We start from the raw sequence: 17,403 nt of genomic DNA, 5'->3' as shown, positions 1-17,403 counted from the left end.
TTTTTCACCCATATACTTTAGAGACAAATCTTAAGGTATTGGTTGAACATTCCAGTCGTTTGCCTTGCGGCGGGAATTGAAGGAAGGGAGGATTTTGCCAGTGGCTGAACAGCAACCGGGTTTAAGATTCGATATCTACGAGCGCGTCCACTTGCAGGAAGAATTGGCGGGTATTCAAGAGCTGAACGATGTTGAGCTGGTGCCGCATATCCAGGTCTTAACGCAGAACGAGCAGGCGATCCTGAAAGGGAATCTGCTGCTCACCGGAAATTATGAAAGCGACGATGGAGCGTCACGACTGCTCGAACATTTGATTCCCGTCGAAATTACGCTGCCCCTCAATCGAATTCATCGGGTGGAAGACATTTTGGTGGAGATTGAAAATTTCGACATCGATCTTCTCTCGGCCAGGAGCTTGAATGTGACGGGAGTTCTGTCTCTGCAAGGCGTAGAGATGGTGTCATCGCCGCCTGACAGCTGGCGGGGGGAAGAGGAAATCACCTTTGTCCATGAAGCCGAGGAGGAGCGTGTGGAAAAGATAAAGCCGGCGCCTCCCGCACCGGTTCAGAAAGCTCCGACGGAGGTGAAGCAAGAGGCGAATGAGCAGGCGGTTCCTGAAGTTCCGGAGTCCAAACCGTTTCCGCCGGCTTACGAGGAACCGCTGCAAAACGAGGCCCCGGCCGCGGAAGCCCCGAAGGTGGAAGCCGAGTCGAAGGAAGTTCCCCAGCAGGAGGCGGCTTCGGTTATTCCGGAGGAGAAAAAGGAGAAAGAGCCTAAGCTCGCTTTCGGCAAAAAGGCGAATGAAGCGATGGAAGTGCAGCCTAGCGGTATAAAATCGCTTATTTCCAAAGCCGGGGCGCTTTTTCACCCGGAAAAACGGAAAGAGGAAGCCGAGGCAAAGGCCGCCGAGGAAGCGAAGGGCGAGGTTATAGAATGGAAGCGCCTGTTCCTGCGGACGGACTCGGGGGTGCAAGAATTCCGCAAATTAAGAATGTGCATCGTGCAAAAGGAAGAAACGCTGGAGTCGATTGCCAAACGCTATCAGTTGAATCCGCGGGAGCTGCAGCTTCTTAACCGGCTTGGCGATCAGGAGCTTGTCGCGGGGCAGGTTCTCTATCTTCCCAAATAACGGGTACATAAGCAAAAGTCTTTGGCTGCGCGAAGAAGCGGCCGAAGGCTTTTTTACTGCATAAGCAAAGTATAAGTTTTCAATTCCCGAAAACCGCTTGCTTATTGGCGATAAAACCAACCTCTAAACGCGGTCGCTCATCTTCGAAAAGACCTCGATAGAGGTTTATCTCAATCCCAAAAATGGGTCTAAGCATAAAATATGGAAAAACGGTTATAATGAAAATTACAAATCGACACAATCTGCACGGCAGTATATTGACTCTGATGAAAATGTTCGCTATCATATGGTGTAAATCATTTTGAGCAATACTTGGAAACGTTGATGGGGAGTAGTAGCCGGTATGTCCTTCAGAGAGTGGAACTGCAGCGCTGAAAGGTTCCATAGGTCGCAGCCGATCGAAGTCGCCCTGGAGTTGCAAACGTGATAGAACAATGCGCGCAAGTTGCCATCGGTTCCGCAGCGTTTGCCGGCCGCAGCCGTTATCTGTTTGAGAGCCATGCCTTTCCCTGGCGGGACAGGGCGTGGAATAAAGGTGGTACCACGGAAGCAAGCCTTTCGTCCTTTGCGGCGGGAGGCTTTATTTGTGTTTCTTTACCTCCCAAACCCTCCTACAAGGAGGGCCCCAGCGTATGCTTTCGAAGCCAGTTTTGCTCCGCAAAACTCTGAGGTTTCGCCCCCTGGACAACGAGCGATTGCAGCAGGGAGCGGGGATAGGCGCTTTTGGCGATGAGCAGGTAGAGGGAGCGCTTTCGTCTTTCATACGAGTTTCGGTGAAACTCTCGTCTTCGGACACGCTTGGACGTTAGCGTGAGGGAAATGGAAGTTTTCCTTACGGAAAACGGATCGCCCGTTCCCTGACGGGAACGAAGCCAACAGAGGCGGATCGCCCTGAGAACGAGGCCGCAAAAATTAGCGAACAAACTTCAATGCAAATAATGACATGGAGGTAACTATATGAGCGAAACGAATCAAACGGCTCAGCAATTGCAAATGCCTACGACATACGATCCGAAGGAAGCCGAGCGCAAATGGTACGACTACTGGATTAAAAACGAATTTTTCAAAGCGGGAACCCGTTCCGACGCCGAGACATACACGATCGTTATTCCGCCGCCGAATGTGACGGGGATGCTGCATATCGGGCATGCGCTCGATTTTACGCTGCAGGATATCATGATCCGCACGAAGCGGATGCAGGGCTTTGACGCGTTGTGGCTTCCCGGCTGCGACCACGCGGGCATATCTACGCAGACCAAAGTGGAGCAGAAGCTGCGCGAGGAAGGCCAGACCCGTTACGATCTGGGGCGGGAAAAGTTTTTGGAGAAAGTATGGGAGTGGAAGGACCATTACGCGAACACGATTCACGAGCAGTGGGCGAAAATGGGTTTTTCGCTCGACTACTCCCGGGAGCGGTTTACCCTTGACGAAGGGCTGTCGCAGGCGGTTCGCGAGGTGTTCGTCAGTCTTTATGAAAAGGGCTTGATCTATCGCGGCAACTATATTATCAACTGGGATCCGGCCGCGCGGACAGCGCTTTCCGACATTGAAGTCGAGTATAAGGAAGTTCAAGGGAACCTTTACCATTTGGAATACAAAACGACGGACGGCACAGGCTCGATCGTCGTAGCTACGACGCGTCCCGAGACGATGCTCGGGGATACGGCCGTTGCGGTTCATCCGGACGATGAGCGCTATCAGCATCTGATCGGCAAAAAGCTGCTTCTTCCGATCGTCGGTCGCGAGATTCCGGTTATTGCCGACGAGTACGTGGAAAAAGAGTTCGGAAGCGGCGCGGTCAAAATTACGCCTGCGCACGATCCGAACGACTTTGAAGTGGGCAAGCGCCACGATCTGCCGCAAATTCTTGTGATGGACGAAACCGGTACGATGAATGCCAATGCCGGCCCTTATCAGGGCAAAGACCGCTTCGAGTGCCGCAAGCAGATCGTCGCCGATCTGAAGGAGCAGGGCGTACTGGTCAAAATTGAGGAGCATGTGCATCAAGTCGGCCACAGCGAGCGCAGCGGCGCGGTTGTCGAGCCGTATTTGTCCACACAATGGTTCGTAAAAATGCAGCCGCTCGCAGAGGCAGCGATCGAAGCGCAAAAATCCGGCAAGGGCGTCAACTTCGTCCCTGACCGTTTTGAAAAAATTTACCTGCACTGGATCGAAAATGTGCGCGACTGGTGCATTTCCCGCCAGCTGTGGTGGGGCCACCGCATTCCGGCGTGGCATTGCGCCGATTGCGGCCACACGACGGTAACGCGGCAGGACGCCGAAGTGTGCTCGCACTGCCAAAGCGGCAATATCAATCAGGACGAGGATGTCCTGGACACTTGGTTCAGCTCGGGCTTATGGCCGTTCTCTACGCTGGGCTGGCCTGGCGATACGGAAGATTTGAAACGTTATTACCCGACGGACGTTCTCGTTACGGGTTACGATATTATTTATTTCTGGGTGGCGCGGATGATTTTCACCGCTCTGGAATTTACCGGGCAAATTCCGTTTAAAGATGTGCTGATGCACGGTCTCGTCCGCGATTCCGAAGGGCGCAAAATGTCCAAATCGCTCGGTAACGGCGTCGACCCGCTTGAGGTAATCGAGAAATACGGCGCCGATGCGATGCGCTATATGATTTCGACCAGCAGCACGCCGGGGCAGGATCTTCGTTTCCGGTGGGAACGCGTCGAGCAGGCGCGCAATTTTGCCAACAAGATTTGGAACGCTTCGCGCTTTGCGTTGATGAATCTGGAAGGCGTAACCGCGGCCGACATTGATTTGACAGGGTCTTTGGGCACGGCCGACCGCTGGATTTTGCACCGTTTGAACGAAACGGTCCGCGATGTAACACGGCTCATTGACAGCTATGAATTCGGCGAGACCGGACGCTTGCTTTACAATTTTATATGGGACGATCTTTGCGACTGGTACATCGAGTTCAGCAAGCTGAGCTTGTACGGCGCAGACCCTGCGGCGAAGAAAACGACGCAATCGGTGCTTGCCTATGTGCTCGATCAGACGCAGCGGCTCATTCATCCGTTCATGCCTTTCATCAGCGAAGAAATCTGGCAGCATTTGCCGCATGAAGGAGAAACGATTACGCTGGCGGCATGGCCGACTGTGAACCCGGCGTTCGAAGCGCCGGATGCGGTCCGCGAGATGGAGCTGTTGATGGACGCCATCCGAGCAGTCCGCAACATCCGTGCGGAAGTCAATGTGCCGATGAGCAAAAAAATCGAGCTTATGGTGAAGCCGGCCTCCGATGAAACGCAGGCGATTTTGCGCAGCAACGAAGAGTATTTGCGCCGTTTTTGCAATACGTCGCGGCTGGAGATTGAATCGGATCTGACGGCTCCGGAAAAAGCTATGACGGCTATCGTGACCGGTGCGGAATTGTTCCTGCCGCTTGCCGGGCTGATTGACATCGCCCAGGAGCTGGCGCGTCTGGACAAAGAGCTTCAAACGCTCCACGGCGAAGTGGAACGAATCGAGAAAAAGCTCGCCAATGCCGGCTTCGTTGCCAAAGCTCCGGCCAAAGTCATCGAAGAAGAAAAAGCCAAACTTGCCGATTACGCAGACAAGAGGGACAAAGTGATAGCTCGATTAGCGGAATTAAAAGGGTAATCGTGGAAATTAGAGCTATCGCCTAGTTGCTCCGACATAGTGATTCATATAGTAAATGAGGATGAGATCAATGAATGAAATCAAAGACTCAAGCTCGGCGGCATTCAGGACAGCCAAGGAAGCGATTGATTGGATCGTCGGCAGAATGGAAAAGCTGGGAATAAAACCGGGACTTGCCCGCATGCAGCTGATGATGGAAAAACTCGGCCACCCGGAACGCAGGCTGCAGTTCATTCATGTCGCCGGAACGAACGGCAAGGGCTCGACGTGCGCATACTTATCGTCGGTGCTGCGGACATGCGGTTACGATGTAGGGACGTTCACTTCTCCGTATTTGGAGAAGTACACGAACCGCATTCAAGTGAACGGCACAGATATCGACGACGCGTCACTGCTGCAATTGGTTAATGAAATGAAGCCGATTGTTGACGAAATCGGGGAGACGGAGCTGGGGGCTCCGTCTATGTTTGAAATCTCGACGGCGCTGGCGATTTTGTATTTTGCCAAAGTGGCCTACCCTGACTATGTAGTTTGGGAAACGGGGCTTGGCGGAAGGCTGGACTGCACCAATATCGTTACGCCGCTCGTTTCGATCATTACCAATGTCGGTCATGATCATATGGAAATTTTGGGCGATACGCTTGAGCTGGTAGCGTCGGAGAAAGCCGGAATTATTAAATCCGGCGTTCCCGTCATTACAGCAGTCCGGCAGCCCGAGGCATGGAGTGTCGTTGAACAAGCCGCCAAGGCCAAAAAAGCGACGCTTTACTCGCTGGACCGGCAATTCCGCTACACCGCGGTCACCAGCGAACTGGATCATCAAACTTTCGATTTTGAAGGTCCATTCCGCAGCCTGCGGGAAGTTCCCGTCTCGCTGAACGGCAGCCACCAGCTGACGAACGCCGCTGTCGCGCTGATGACGCTGGAAGTATTAAGGCAGTATTATGCAGTTATCGTAGAGGATGAGGATCTGTACAAAGGCCTTCAGGAAACCCGTTGGCCCGGCAGGCTGGAGATGGTTTCGAGCCATCCGCGCGTTTTGCTGGACGGGGCGCACAATCCGGAGGGAGCCGAGACGCTGGCGGCGGCGCTGCGCGGCGTATATCGCTATAAGAAGCTTCATTTTATGATCGGAATGCTTTCGACGAAGAATCATACAGGCTATCTGAGGCATATACTACCATTGGTGGATACTCTCATCCTTACCGAACCAGATTTTCATAAAAAAGGGGACGCCTCCATGCTCGCGGAACTGGCTCAAGAGCTGCTGCGCGAGATGAACCGCAAAGTGGATATCGTTGTGGAACGCGAATGGAAGCGGGCTTTGAAAACCCTGACTAGCAGAACCGAGCAGGATGATCTGGCGGTCGTATCCGGCACGCTGTATTTAATCTCCGATGTTCGTTCTTGGATTACCAATCAAACCGATTCTGAAAAAGGATGGTGAGAACGGCGTGAGTCAAGCTGAACACGTACATTTTATCGGCATCGGCGGATACGGAATGAGTGCCATTGCCAAGGTCATGCTTGAAATGGGATACCGCATATCGGGTTCTGATTTGGCCGAGCAGGATCTTACGGAAAAGCTGAAAGCCAAAGGGGCTCAAGTATTCATCGGTCATGAGGCGCAAAATGTGTCGGGTGCCGATTTGGTCGTTTATTCTACGGCGCTCGGCAAAGACAACGTAGAAATGCAGGCGGCAGAAGAGCTGAAAATTCCGATCATACATCGTTCGCAAATGCTCGCAAGGCTGATGAACGAGCGCAAAGGGATCGCCGTTGCGGGCGCGCACGGCAAGACGACAACGTCATCCATGATTGCGCTTGTCATGGAAACTACTGGACTTGACCCGACCTATATTATAGGCGGAGAGATTATGAATGTGGGCAGCAACGCGAAGGCGGGGAAAGGCGAGTTCGTCGTGGCGGAAGCCGATGAAAGCGATGGCACTTTCCTGCAGTATCACCCGACTTTGGCGCTTGTCAATAATATTGAAGCGGACCATTTGGAAAATTACAACGGCGACTTTGAAAATTTGAAAAATGCCTATGCGCAATTTCTCAGTCAAGTGAGACCGGGCGGCAAAGCCGTCGTCTGCAAGGACGACAAATTTGTGAGGGAAATGATCCCGCAAATTCAAAGCGAGGTTATTACCTACGGCATCCACTCCGACGCCGACTATACCGCTTCGGACATCACTTTGGGAGACCGCAAGGTGACTTTTACAGTCAATCACCACGGCCAGGAATTGGGCCAGCTTGCTTTGTCCGTTCCCGGTAAGCATAACGTGTACAACGCGCTGGCGACGCTGATTACTTGTCTGGAAGCAGGGCTCTCCTTTCCGCAGATCGCCGAGGCGATTCAGGAATTCCGCGGCGCCAAACGGAGATTTCAGGTGCTGGGAGAAGTGCAGGACATTCTGGTCATCGACGATTACGCGCATCATCCTACGGAAATTCAAGCGACGATCAGCGCGGCCAAAGCGACCGGCAAACGGATTGTCGCCGTTTTTCAGCCGCAGCGGTATACGCGAACCTATTATTTATTCGAGCAGTTCAGCCGCTCATTTGAAGATGCTGATGAGGTGATTATCACCGATATCTACTCACCAGCCGGCGAAAAGCGGATTGAAGGCGTCGATTCCGCAAAGCTGGTGGAACTCATTCGAAGCAACAGCAACCCTAACGTTCAGCATATTCCGACGAGGGATGAAGTGCTCGAATATTTGATCGGCCACGTTCGCCAGGGTGACCTCGTATTGACAATGGGCGCAGGAGACATTTGGAAAGCTGCCGACGGCTTGGCCAAAGTACTGCGCAGCAAGTACGAACCCAAATCATAACCATCCGAAATCGCCGCAGGCTCCAGCGCTTGCGGCGATTTTTCGTTTTGCCGCCACACAAGACGGCGCAGCCTGACAGCCCGCGAAGCAGCGAGAAAGCGGCGCGAGAGGCTGCGAGAGCGGCTTGGCAGAGCGGCGAGAGAGCGGCGAGAGAAGCGACGTGCGGAGCAGCGGGAGAGCGGTGCGCGGAGCGGCGAGAGAAGCGGCGTGAGAGGCTGCGAGAGAAGCGGTGTGCGGAGCGGCGAGAGAGCGGTGCGCGGAGCGGCGAGAGAAGCGGCGTGCGAGGCCGCGAGAGAAGCGGTGTGCGGAGCGGCGAGAGAGCGGTGCGCGGAGCGGCGAGAGAAGCGACGTGCGAGGCTGCGAGAGAAGCGGTGTGCGGAGCGGCGAGAGAGTGGCGCGCGGCGCGGCGAGAGAAGCGACGTGCGGAGCGGCGAGAGAGTGGCGCGCGGCGCGGCGAGAGAAGCGACGTGCGAGGCTGCGAGAGAAGCGGTGTGCGGAGCGGCGAGAGAGTGGCGTGCGGAGTAGCGAGAGAAGCGGCGTGCGAGGCTGCAGGATGTGCGGCACGTCAAAACCTGCAAAAGTGCAGTTTTTTTCGGTGGAAACGGTTCGTTTTAGGAAAAAGCCTGCGATTATGCAGGAATTTTCGGTCAAGATGGGCTAGAGCGGGAGTTTGGGCGGAAAAACCTGCAGAATTGCAGGAATTTGTCGAGACAAGCGCATCAGGGAGCAAAAAGATGTATTTTTGCAGGCTTTCCGTGCGTTAGCGCAAGCGTGCGGTTTATCAGCAGCCAGGCTTTTTGCAGGCTTTCCGCGCGTTGCCAAGTAGGTGCGTTAGCGCAAGCGTGCGGTTTATCAGCAGCCGGGCTTTTTGCAGACTTTCCGCGCGTTGCCAAGTAGATGCGTCAGCGCAAGTGTGCGAGTTCATCGACACCCCCTACACATCAACTTGCGCTGTAATGCCGGTGTGTGTTGGATGGCGCGTTTTTTTGGCGTGCTCCTTTTTCTGCTGCTTGTGGAATCGGGAGGCTTTTGATTAAGATTCTTCGCTTTTTGTGGCGTTTTTTTATCATATTTCTATTCTCTCAAACATAATCTAGTAGCAGAAGATTGGGACAAGGAGAGAATGGGATATGAATAAAGCAAGAATAACATATCGCTTCGGTCAAAATGAACAGCAGGCTCAAAACGGAACGCCGCAGCCGCTTAAGGAAAACAGGGACAAAAAAGTAATCCCCCTCTATGAAGAGGAGTTTGAAGTTATAGATTCATCCATGCCCGAAACCGCGGAACCCGTCTCGCACACGGATAAAGCGGAACGGCAGCAGGCGGAAAGTTTTTTTGAAACGCATGCTCTGAACGCATTAACGACGGATCTCGGCAACTGGGGCAGCCCGCTTGAAACGGAGAGCGACCGGGTGGAGCGGCTGATCCGCGAATCCCAAAAGGACCGGCTGAACGAGGAGGGCGAAGCTTCACAGCGTCCTGCGGGAAATGCGGACGATTGGTCCTCTTGGACAAGAAGAGAGCCGTGGATCGAGCAGGAGATGGGCACCAGGTACGCCAAGTCGTCAGGGGCGCCGTGGATCAGGATTGCCACGTCCGTTGCAGGGGCTGTCGTTACGGGTGTGGCTTTCGGATTTTTTGTGCTTTCGATGTTTTCGAACTCGGGGAATACGGGGAACACGGGGGCGGAAAATCCGGTCAAGCAGGCCTCCATCGCTTCCCCAAGCGCTCCGGCCGCGTCGCAGAGCAAACCCGCCGCAACCGCTTCAAACACGGATGCGGCCAAGACAAACGCTGCCGGAGGAGCGGCGGCCGTTCCGGCATCGGCGGGAATTGCCGTCACGCCCGTGCAAATTCCGGCCAAATCCTACGCCTTTTTGCAAAACGGCGTATTCAGCACCAAACAAAGCGCCGGAGCGGCGCAGGACAGCTTGAAAAAGAAAGGCCTCGCTTCCGCTTTGGACGAAAGCGACAAGATTACCGTCTTCGCCGGATTTGCGCTGAACCGCGACGATGCCCTTGCCTTAAGCCAGCAGCTGCAGGCGCAGGACAAACAGGTGGAAGTGTACGTTAAAAATATGGATCTCCCGGCCGTGACCGGCATTCGCTGGAGCGGCTCCAAGCCGGAAGCGGCGGTTTCATTCCTTACCGAGGGCGACAAGCTGATCCGGATGATCAGCGGCCTGACTGTCGTGCATCTGGAAGAAGCGAAGCCGACCGCTTTAAGCGATACGTCCGTGCAGGCGGTCCGCACAAGCCATCAAGCATTGACCGCATTGTCGGCCTCGATGAACGAAGGTCTTGACGACCAAGTCAAAGCCATCGTACAAAAGATGACGACTGCGCTGAACAGCTCGGTCCAATCGATGGAGGAATACAAAAAAACGCCTTCAACGGCAATGCTTTGGCAGGCGCAGTCGTCGATGATGCAGTACATTATCGCGCAAAAAGCGCTGCTGAGGGAAGTCTCGGTTTCCTGAAGCAAAAAAAGGCACCCCGAACCGGTCATTTCCGGCTGCGGGGCGCCTTTTTGCGTTTAAAGTTCTTTACAGTGCTTAAAGCGCGTTGGTCGACCGACCGCCGTCATGCAGCGCAACACCGCGCGCAGTCGCTCTTCTTCGAAAGACCTCGATAGAGGTTTATCTCATTTGGCTGCTTTGTTGCTGACGTAACGGTCCATCATCGCGGCCATTTCGGCCCGGGAAATGGACTGGTCGGGTCTGAATTCCGTATCGGTTACGCCGTCGATAATACCTTGCTTTTTCAACGAGTAGATCGCACCGGCGCTCCATAGATCAGCGGGAACATCGGCGAAGGCGGAAACTCTTGTGTCCGCTTTGCCGCCTGCTGCGGGTTTACCGGCTTGAAGCAGCCTTTGGAAAAGGACGGCGACTTCTCCCCGCGTAATGGGCTTGTCCGGCCGGATCGTACCGTCCGCATAGCCTTGCAGCAGGTTCAGATTTTGCGCTTTTGCAAACACGGGGCTAGCCCAATGTTTGGCAGGCAGATCTTTATAAACGGCGCTGCTTATCCCGCCACCACTACCGGCACCGCCGGAAGCCGGCTTGCAGCCGTATACGGCGCTTGTAACGGTACTGCTTCCGGCGCAAGCCGTCTGCATGCCGCCGAAATTGAACGCCCGGTCCATCACGGTCAAAAATTCCGCTCTCGTCAACGCGCGCTGCGGTTCGAAGCGGTTGCCGATGCCCTCGATCAGCCCTTTATTTTTCATTCGCAAAATCGCTTCTCTTGCCCAATGGTTCAGCGTGTCGGTAAATAAAGGCGGCGCATACGCTTCAATGCCTTTTTCGATTCCTTTGGCCATTGCAGTGCGCACGGAATCGGTGGACAACAGCGCTGCATCAGAGGCGTTGCTCAAAAAAGCGGTCTCTACCAAAATGCTGGGAATCGCCCCCATGCGAGTCACGTACACCGCGCTCGGTACGAGACCGAGATTGGCGGTGCCCGCCGCGTTAACCAGGGAATCGAGCACATGCTGCGCCAGATCCTTGCTGTAGGGCGTCAGAGCTGTCATGCTCTCGCTGGCCGGATAGTCATCTTGCGGGAAATCTTTGTCATAGTAAAGCACCATGGACCCGTTTACTTTCGAACTGTTGGTCGAGTTGGCATGAACCGAGACGAACAAGTCCGCTTGTTGCTTGCCTGTAAACTCTACTCTTTCGGCCAGCGACAAGTACCGGTCGTCCGTGCGGGTCATGGCCACTTCATACCCGCTGCGCAGCAGTTCATCACGCAGCTTCAGGGCGATATCCAGAGTCACGGCTTTTTCCTGCAGCCCATTGCCGGTGGCTCCGGAATCGTATCCGCCGTGTCCGGGATCGACGACAACTTTGTAAGCGAAGGCTTGATAAGGAAACGAAATCGATAATAAGCCAGACAAGACCAGGAGTTTTTTACGTAAATTCATTGTGCGGCAGTCCCTCCACTCCTTATCTTACTAGGATCAGCTCTCTGTGTAAAAAGGTAAGATACGGCACCGGGTTCATCGTTTTCGTTGATCATTTGAAGAACTTGCAAGTATAATAGGCATGTACATACCGGAGAGGATGCTGGCGATGAAAAAAAACATCTTGACGCTCATCATATTTTTAATCATCGGACTGGTCACTGGAGTTATTGTCGGCCAACTGCTCACGCCGGTATCGGCGTTGTCGTTCCTGACCAATACGGTGCCAATCAGCTGGGAGCCTAAAGCCGATTTGCAAGTTGTGAAATATGAGCTGCACCTTCTGGTGAAACTAAATTTATGCAGCATACTCGGGTTGGCGGGCGGGTTTTACCTGTTCCGCAAACTGTAGCAAGAGCATGGAGTCTGTCCGATGAACTCATGTAGATGCGAAACGACGAATTTCATGCGGCGTGAGCGGTATATATGCGCAGTCATTCATTTACCGGGCAAGCACAAAAGCAGCTCCGCTCTCCGGACTCCAGGGCCATTTTACTGAATACATTGTGATAGGAGATGTTTTATTTTGAAAGCAACGAGTCATCCCACTCTCATTCTTGCGTCTTCTTCGCCGCGCAGGCAGGAGCTGATCCAAACGCTCGGACTCCCTTATATTATTCGGGTCAGCGATGCGGATGAGTCCGTAGACCCCGGAACAACGCCCGCGAAGATGGTGGAAGTACTCTCTTTGCGCAAGGCGTCGACTGTGCGGGAAATGCTGCAAGCGGAGGAGCGGCAAGGCGTAATCGTCGGTTCGGATACGGTTGTGGCGTTCGGGGGCGAGGTTCTGGGCAAGCCCGTTGACGAGCAGGACGCGTTTCGCATGCTCAAAGCTTTGCAAGGCGCGACTCACGAAGTGTACAGCGGAGTGGCCTGTCTGGACGCGCAGTCGGGCGAGCACGCCGTGGCCCATCGGGTTACGCATGTGCGAATGAAGCCGCTCACGGACGAGCAAATCCGGAGATACATCGCGACAGGCGAGCCGAAAGACAAAGCGGGTTCTTACGGGATCCAAGGCTTGGGAGCGACGATTGTCGATTCGATTGACGGGGACTATTTTAACGTTGTCGGATTGCCGCTATCGCTGCTCAGCGATCTGCTCGCTCATTTTGACATTCGGGTGCTGTGATGCATCTCGGATTGACTGGATAATCTGTAACGGTTACAATGACAGTATACGACATCACTTCATTTTGTATCGGGAGGGAAGCTGTCATGAACAGCGAATTTACGATAGCCGTGCACAGCCTCGTTTTGCTGGCTCATTTGCCTGACCGTATGGCAACCAGCGAAGAGATTGCAGCGAATGTTTCCACGCACTCCGCTCGAATTCGCAAAGTAATGGGCTGCCTCCGCAAAGCGGGATATGTCGGGACGAAGGAAGGGATCGGCGGCGGGTTTATTTTGAAACGCGACCCGAACGAAGTCACGCTGGGTGAGATTTACCGGCTGACGAGCCACGGTTCGCTCAAGCCGAGCTGGTGCTCGGGGGATGAGAGTAAGTCCTGCATGATTTCCTCCAAGATGGATAAGCTGATGGGATATGTGTTTGCGGATGCGGAGAAGCAGATGGAAGCTTGTTTCGAAAAACACACGATCGGCAGCATGCTCGAACGTTTGCACGAATTTGATTGCTCAAAACCGAATCAATCGCAACAATTATCCTAGAAGCCCTCGGATTATTACAATCCGGGGGTTTTATTTTTTGCGTACGCCCTTTTATTCCCTTTACATGTCGAATAAGTCTATGCTGGCATCAAAAGGTGTCGAGCGGTTGAGAGGGTGGTATAATGAATGGGATGCAGCGCAGTGACATAATCTAGAAGATGGAAGAGGGGAATTCATGGGAGCAATCAACTTGACTTTGCGGGAAGTGCCGCTGGGGGAAAGGCCCAGAGAGCGAATGCTGCAGCATGGGGCGGAGGCGCTCAGCAATGCGGAGCTGCTGGCGATTTTGCTGAGAACGGGCACATACTCGGAGTCGGCCGTCGGGCTCGCGCAGCGGATTTTGAGCGAGTGCGGCGGGCTGCGCAGCCTGGTGGATATGAGCAGGGAGCAGCTGACGCAGATCAAAGGAATCGGCGACGCGAAGGCGCTGCAAATTCAGGCAGGTATTGAGCTTGGCCGCAGGCTGGCCCGAAGCAAGCTGTCCGATACCGTGACGATCCGCTCACCGAAGGATGTCGCCGATTTGCTCAGCGAAGAGCTGCGCTACTTGCAAAAAGAGCATTTTGTTTGCTTGTTTCTCAACACGAAGAACCATGTGATCGCCCAGGAGACGTTGTCTATGGGCAGCCTCAACGCTTCCATCGTGCATCCGCGCGAAGTGTTTCGCGCCGCGATCAAGCGCGGCTGCGCATCGATTGTTTGCGTACATAACCATCCGAGCGGGGATCCGACGCCGAGCCCGGAAGATATCGGGATTACGCAGCGGCTTATGGAGGCCGGCTCGATTATCGGCATCGAAGTGCTCGATCATATCATTATCGGAGACCAAAGATTCGTAAGTTTGAAGGAAGAAGGCTATATGTAATATAATAATAATTATGCTCATTGTCAGACACAACAGGAAAGGAGTAACAACCATGTTCGGTGGTTTTACAAAAGATTTGGGGATTGATTTAGGCACGGCGAATACTTTGGTTTATGTAAAAGGCAGAGGAATTATCGTGAGGGAGCCTTCCGTGGTGGCCTTGCGTACGGATACAAAAACGATAGAAGCTGTCGGAGACGCAGCGAAAAAAATGATCGGCCGCACGCCGGGGAACATCCGTGCGATCCGTCCGATGAAAGACGGCGTCATCGCCGATTTCGATACGACTTCGACGATGATCCGCTACTTTCTGAGGCAGGCGCAGAAGCAGCGCTGGCTTTTCCAGCGCCATCCGAACGTGATGGTGTGCGTGCCTTCGGGCATTACGGCCGTTGAGAAGCGGGCCGTTGAGGATGCGACCAAGCAGGCCGGGGCGCGGGACGCTTACACGATCGAGGAGCCTTTCGCTGCGGCGATCGGGGCGGACCTGCCGGTATGGGAACCGACGGGCAGCATGGTTGTCGACATCGGCGGAGGAACGACGGAGGTGGCGGTAATCTCGCTCGGCGGCATCGTGACGAGCCGTTCGATCCGCATTGCCGGCGATGAAATGGACGATGCCATCATCCAATATATTAAGCGGACTTATAATTTGATGATCGGGGAGCGCACGTCGGAGCTGCTGAAGATGGAAATCGGCTCGGCGCTGCAGATGGAACAGCCGGAATCGATCGAAATCCGCGGCCGCGATCTTGTATCGGGACTGCCGAAGACGCTCAGCGTTTCCTCCGACGAGATTACGGATGCGCTTCAGGACACGGTGGGGGCGATCGTCGACGCCGTCAAGGTAACGCTTGAAAAATGCCCGCCGGAGCTGTCGGCCGATATTATGGACCGCGGCATTGTGCTCACGGGCGGCGGCGGCTTGCTGCGCAATCTTGACCGTCTGCTCGCCAGAGAGACAGGCATGCCGGTGCTCGTCGCGGAAAATCCGCTTGATTGCGTAGCTATCGGTACAGGCCGGGCACTCGAAAATATTCATTTGTTTAAAACAAGGTCAGGGCCGACCTCCAAGTACAGAAAATAAAACAAGCGGAAAGCATCCGTTAAAAAGCCTAGAAGGTGTTCGAATTGTTTAAATTTATGGGGAACAAGAGGCTGATCTTCCTGATGTTCGGCCTGATCTGCTTTTTTATTTTGATGGGACTTACGCTCGGCAACCGGGCGCCCATGACGTGGCCGGAAAAGTTCGTCAAAGATTCGGTTTCATGGACGCAAGGTCTCTTCTACAAGCCCGCTGCCGCTATAGCGGGTTTCTTTGAGGACATTCGCCAGCTGCGAATCATTTACGAGGAAAACAAGACGCTCAAGCTGACGTTGACCCAATATGCGCGGGATACGCAGCGTCTTAACGAGTTGGAAACGAAAAATAAGGAGCTGATGGAAGCTCTCGGCTTTACGGAGCGTCAGCGCCAATCCAACAATTACACTTACCGCATTGCCGAGGTCGTCACGGCCTCTACGGATCCCTACAACAGCGCGACTACGATTAATCTGGGAGATTCGGACGGCATCAAGGAGAATATGGCCGTTATGACGGTAGACGGTCTCGTCGGCAGAGTCAGCAAAGTGTTCGGCTTTCATTCCAATGTGCAGCTATTGAAAGAGATTAGCGATACGGACAATAACTCCAAGGCGATCGCCGTTACGATTAAGGGTAACGATGAAGTTTTCGGCATGATCGAGTCTTACGACAACAAAACGGACGAACTGGTTATGAACAAGGTCGATCAGGGCGATCAGATCAAAGTCGGCGATACGGTCATGACTTCAGGGCTCGGGCAAGTATTTCCCAAAGGGATTGAAGTAGGTACGATCGCTTCTATCGGGCCCGGGGAATTCGGGATTACACAGAAAGTTATGGTGAAGCCGAAAGCTTCATTCAGCCATATCCGCGAAGTGTTTGTCGTCGAAGTTCCCGAAGTGAAGTAAGGGGGAGGCAGCATGTTTACGCGGCACTTGCTTTGGATCGTACTATTCGGCTTGTTCATTCTCCAGGGCTCCATCGTACCGCTGCTGATCCCTTCATCGTGGCAGGGACAAGTATTTGTGGCGCCTCATCTTACTCTAGTGTTCGTTATGTTTATCGGACTTTTCCATCATCGCCACTCCGCGCTGGTTTACGGATTAGTGTTCGGTCTTTTGCAGGACTTCAATTATTACGTTTCGATGCTGGGCATTTATTCCTTCGGGATGGGCCTGACCGCTTACCTGGTAGGTCTCGTCCAGAGAAGGCAGCCCAATCTGATTTTTTACAATTTGCTTATTACGGGAGTAGGTCTGCTTCTCTTCGAATTGATCAACTACGGAATCAACCGGTTGTTCAAATTGGCCGACATCGATTTCGAGTTCGCCCTTACCCACTATATGCTCCCCAGCGTCCTGTTTAATTTGCTGTTAGCCCTGATTTTCTATGTCCCTATGCGCAAGCTGCTGGAATCCATGATTGCTCCGCCGAGCGGGACAGATGATTAATAATGTCACGGTGAGGCAGGAAATTCCAGAACGCGAACCGAAATGTATAGGTTGGGGGGTCGGAACGCGCTTATGACTGCAATCAAACATCATGTGACGATAAAAGGGGTCAAAGACGGCCTTGTTTTTCTGCTAAGCGATGCTTGCGAATGGGAGGTCCTGCTCAAGGAGCTCCAGCACAAGCTGGAAAAGACTCACCAGCAAATATTGACGGGTCCGATCATTCACGTACATGTCAAATTGGGAAATCGCGAAACGACGGAAGAACAAAAAGATGAAATTCGTTCGATTATACGGCAAAAAGGAAATTTGCTTATCCAATCGATAGATAGCGATCTGCCGATCCAGCAGGAAACGGAACCGCCGGCAGCTTCGATCAAAATGTTAAACGGCATGGTCCGTTCCGGTCAAATCCTCGAGCACGACGGCAATTTGCTCTTTCTCGGGGATGTCAATCCTGGCGGAACGATTGTGTGCACAGGAAATATTTACATTATGGGTTCCCTCCGCGGAATGGCGCATGCCGGCGTGGATGGAAACGAAAAAGCGATCATCGCCGCTTCCCACATGCGCCCGACACAGCTCAGAATCGCCGGCATTATTAGCCGTCCGCCCGACGAATGGGGAATCGAGGAAGCTTTTATGGAATTTGCCTACATCAAGGACGGCAAGATGGAAATCGATAAGCTGCACCAAATTCATCGGGTATGGCCGGATCTGATTTCAGGGTAACAACTTTTACGCGGAAAATTGATTGTGGGAGTGA

At 53.5% G+C, this 17,403-nt stretch carries 14 protein-coding genes and 1 other annotated feature; of the genes, 13 read left to right on the top strand and 1 reads right to left on the bottom strand.

Annotated features, from left to right (window positions below; all coding sequences use genetic code 11):
- Nucleotides 1-100 precede the first annotated feature (100 nt).
- The 5 genes from AC0LWT_RS06650 (at nt 101) to AC0LWT_RS06630 (ending at nt 10,082) form a co-directional block, all read left to right on the top strand.
- Nucleotides 101-1,129 carry a LysM peptidoglycan-binding domain-containing protein gene (locus tag AC0LWT_RS06650; RefSeq protein ID WP_474680442.1) on the top strand — a complete coding sequence of 343 codons (1,029 nt, stop codon included), beginning with the start codon at nt 101-103 and terminating at the stop codon, nt 1,127-1,129.
- A 312-nt stretch (nt 1,130-1,441) separates the two neighbouring features.
- Nucleotides 1,442-1,698 (top strand) — a binding site (T-box leader).
- 388 nt (nt 1,699-2,086) lie between these two features.
- Complete coding sequence (locus tag AC0LWT_RS06645; protein ID WP_474680441.1) at nt 2,087-4,756, top strand: valine--tRNA ligase; 2,670 nt, start codon at nt 2,087-2,089, stop codon at nt 4,754-4,756.
- A gap of 61 nt (nt 4,757-4,817) precedes the next feature.
- Nucleotides 4,818-6,203: a bifunctional folylpolyglutamate synthase/dihydrofolate synthase gene (locus AC0LWT_RS06640; protein WP_474680440.1), complete on the top strand. Its 1,386-nt coding sequence runs from the start codon at nt 4,818-4,820 to the stop codon at nt 6,201-6,203.
- 7 nt (nt 6,204-6,210) lie between these two features.
- Complete coding sequence (murC, locus tag AC0LWT_RS06635; RefSeq protein ID WP_474680439.1) at nt 6,211-7,599, top strand: UDP-N-acetylmuramate--L-alanine ligase; 1,389 nt, start codon at nt 6,211-6,213, stop codon at nt 7,597-7,599.
- A gap of 1,130 nt (nt 7,600-8,729) precedes the next feature.
- Nucleotides 8,730-10,082, top strand: coding sequence for a hypothetical protein (locus AC0LWT_RS06630; protein WP_474680438.1), 1,353 nt, complete (start codon nt 8,730-8,732; stop codon nt 10,080-10,082).
- A 164-nt stretch (nt 10,083-10,246) separates the two neighbouring features.
- On the opposite strand, the gene AC0LWT_RS06625 is transcribed toward AC0LWT_RS06630, so the two are convergent.
- Nucleotides 10,247-11,530: an N-acetylmuramoyl-L-alanine amidase gene (locus tag AC0LWT_RS06625; protein WP_474680437.1), complete on the bottom strand. Its 1,284-nt coding sequence runs from the start codon at nt 11,528-11,530 to the stop codon at nt 10,247-10,249.
- A 148-nt stretch (nt 11,531-11,678) separates the two neighbouring features.
- On the opposite strand from AC0LWT_RS06625, the gene AC0LWT_RS06620 reads away from it, so the two are divergent.
- The 8 genes from AC0LWT_RS06620 to minC all read left to right on the top strand — a co-directional run bounded on the left by AC0LWT_RS06620 (nt 11,679) and on the right by minC (nt 17,369).
- Nucleotides 11,679-11,921 carry a DUF4321 domain-containing protein gene (locus AC0LWT_RS06620; protein ID WP_474680436.1) on the top strand — a complete coding sequence of 81 codons (243 nt, stop codon included), beginning with the start codon at nt 11,679-11,681 and terminating at the stop codon, nt 11,919-11,921.
- 174 nt (nt 11,922-12,095) lie between these two features.
- Complete coding sequence (locus AC0LWT_RS06615) at nt 12,096-12,698, top strand: Maf family protein (RefSeq protein ID WP_474680435.1); 603 nt, start codon at nt 12,096-12,098, stop codon at nt 12,696-12,698.
- An 86-nt stretch (nt 12,699-12,784) separates the two neighbouring features.
- The gene (locus AC0LWT_RS06610) at nt 12,785-13,237 is read left to right on the top strand and encodes an RrF2 family transcriptional regulator (RefSeq protein WP_474680434.1); all 453 of its coding nucleotides are present in this window, start codon (nt 12,785-12,787) and stop codon (nt 13,235-13,237) included.
- 175 nt (nt 13,238-13,412) lie between these two features.
- Entirely contained in the window at nt 13,413-14,102 is a 690-nt protein-coding gene (radC, locus tag AC0LWT_RS06605) for a RadC family protein (protein WP_474680433.1), read from the top strand.
- A 52-nt stretch (nt 14,103-14,154) separates the two neighbouring features.
- Complete coding sequence (locus AC0LWT_RS06600; protein ID WP_474680432.1) at nt 14,155-15,189, top strand: rod shape-determining protein; 1,035 nt, start codon at nt 14,155-14,157, stop codon at nt 15,187-15,189.
- A 35-nt stretch (nt 15,190-15,224) separates the two neighbouring features.
- Nucleotides 15,225-16,094, top strand: coding sequence for a rod shape-determining protein MreC (gene mreC, locus AC0LWT_RS06595; protein WP_474680431.1), 870 nt, complete (start codon nt 15,225-15,227; stop codon nt 16,092-16,094).
- A 12-nt stretch (nt 16,095-16,106) separates the two neighbouring features.
- Entirely contained in the window at nt 16,107-16,637 is a 531-nt protein-coding gene (gene mreD, locus AC0LWT_RS06590) for a rod shape-determining protein MreD (RefSeq protein WP_474680430.1), read from the top strand.
- Between the two features lie 72 nt (nt 16,638-16,709).
- Nucleotides 16,710-17,369 carry a septum site-determining protein MinC gene (gene minC, locus AC0LWT_RS06585; RefSeq protein ID WP_474680429.1) on the top strand — a complete coding sequence of 220 codons (660 nt, stop codon included), beginning with the start codon at nt 16,710-16,712 and terminating at the stop codon, nt 17,367-17,369.
- Nucleotides 17,370-17,403 lie beyond the last annotated feature (34 nt).

The sequence above is a fragment of the Paenibacillus sp. sgz302164 genome (assembly GCF_056120505.1).
This window is presented reverse-complemented; position numbering and strand designations above follow the sequence as displayed.

Bases quoted from the DNA above. Each gene is read 5' to 3' on its own strand.
- AC0LWT_RS06645 (WP_474680441.1), top strand. From the start codon at position 2,087: ATGAGCGAAACGAATCAAACGGCTCAGCAATTGCAAATGCCTACGACA.
- AC0LWT_RS06640 (WP_474680440.1), top strand. From the start codon at position 4,818: ATGAGATCAATGAATGAAATCAAAGACTCAAGCTCGGCGGCATTCAGG.
- AC0LWT_RS06630 (WP_474680438.1), top strand. From the start codon at position 8,730: ATGAATAAAGCAAGAATAACATATCGCTTCGGTCAAAATGAACAGCAG.
- AC0LWT_RS06625 (WP_474680437.1), bottom strand. From the start codon at position 11,530: ATGAATTTACGTAAAAAACTCCTGGTCTTGTCTGGCTTATTATCGATT.
- AC0LWT_RS06620 (WP_474680436.1), top strand. From the start codon at position 11,679: ATGAAAAAAAACATCTTGACGCTCATCATATTTTTAATCATCGGACTG.
- AC0LWT_RS06610 (WP_474680434.1), top strand. From the start codon at position 12,785: ATGAACAGCGAATTTACGATAGCCGTGCACAGCCTCGTTTTGCTGGCT.
- radC (WP_474680433.1), top strand. From the start codon at position 13,413: ATGGGAGCAATCAACTTGACTTTGCGGGAAGTGCCGCTGGGGGAAAGG.
- AC0LWT_RS06600 (WP_474680432.1), top strand. From the start codon at position 14,155: ATGTTCGGTGGTTTTACAAAAGATTTGGGGATTGATTTAGGCACGGCG.
- mreD (WP_474680430.1), top strand. From the start codon at position 16,107: ATGTTTACGCGGCACTTGCTTTGGATCGTACTATTCGGCTTGTTCATT.
- minC (WP_474680429.1), top strand. From the start codon at position 16,710: ATGACTGCAATCAAACATCATGTGACGATAAAAGGGGTCAAAGACGGC.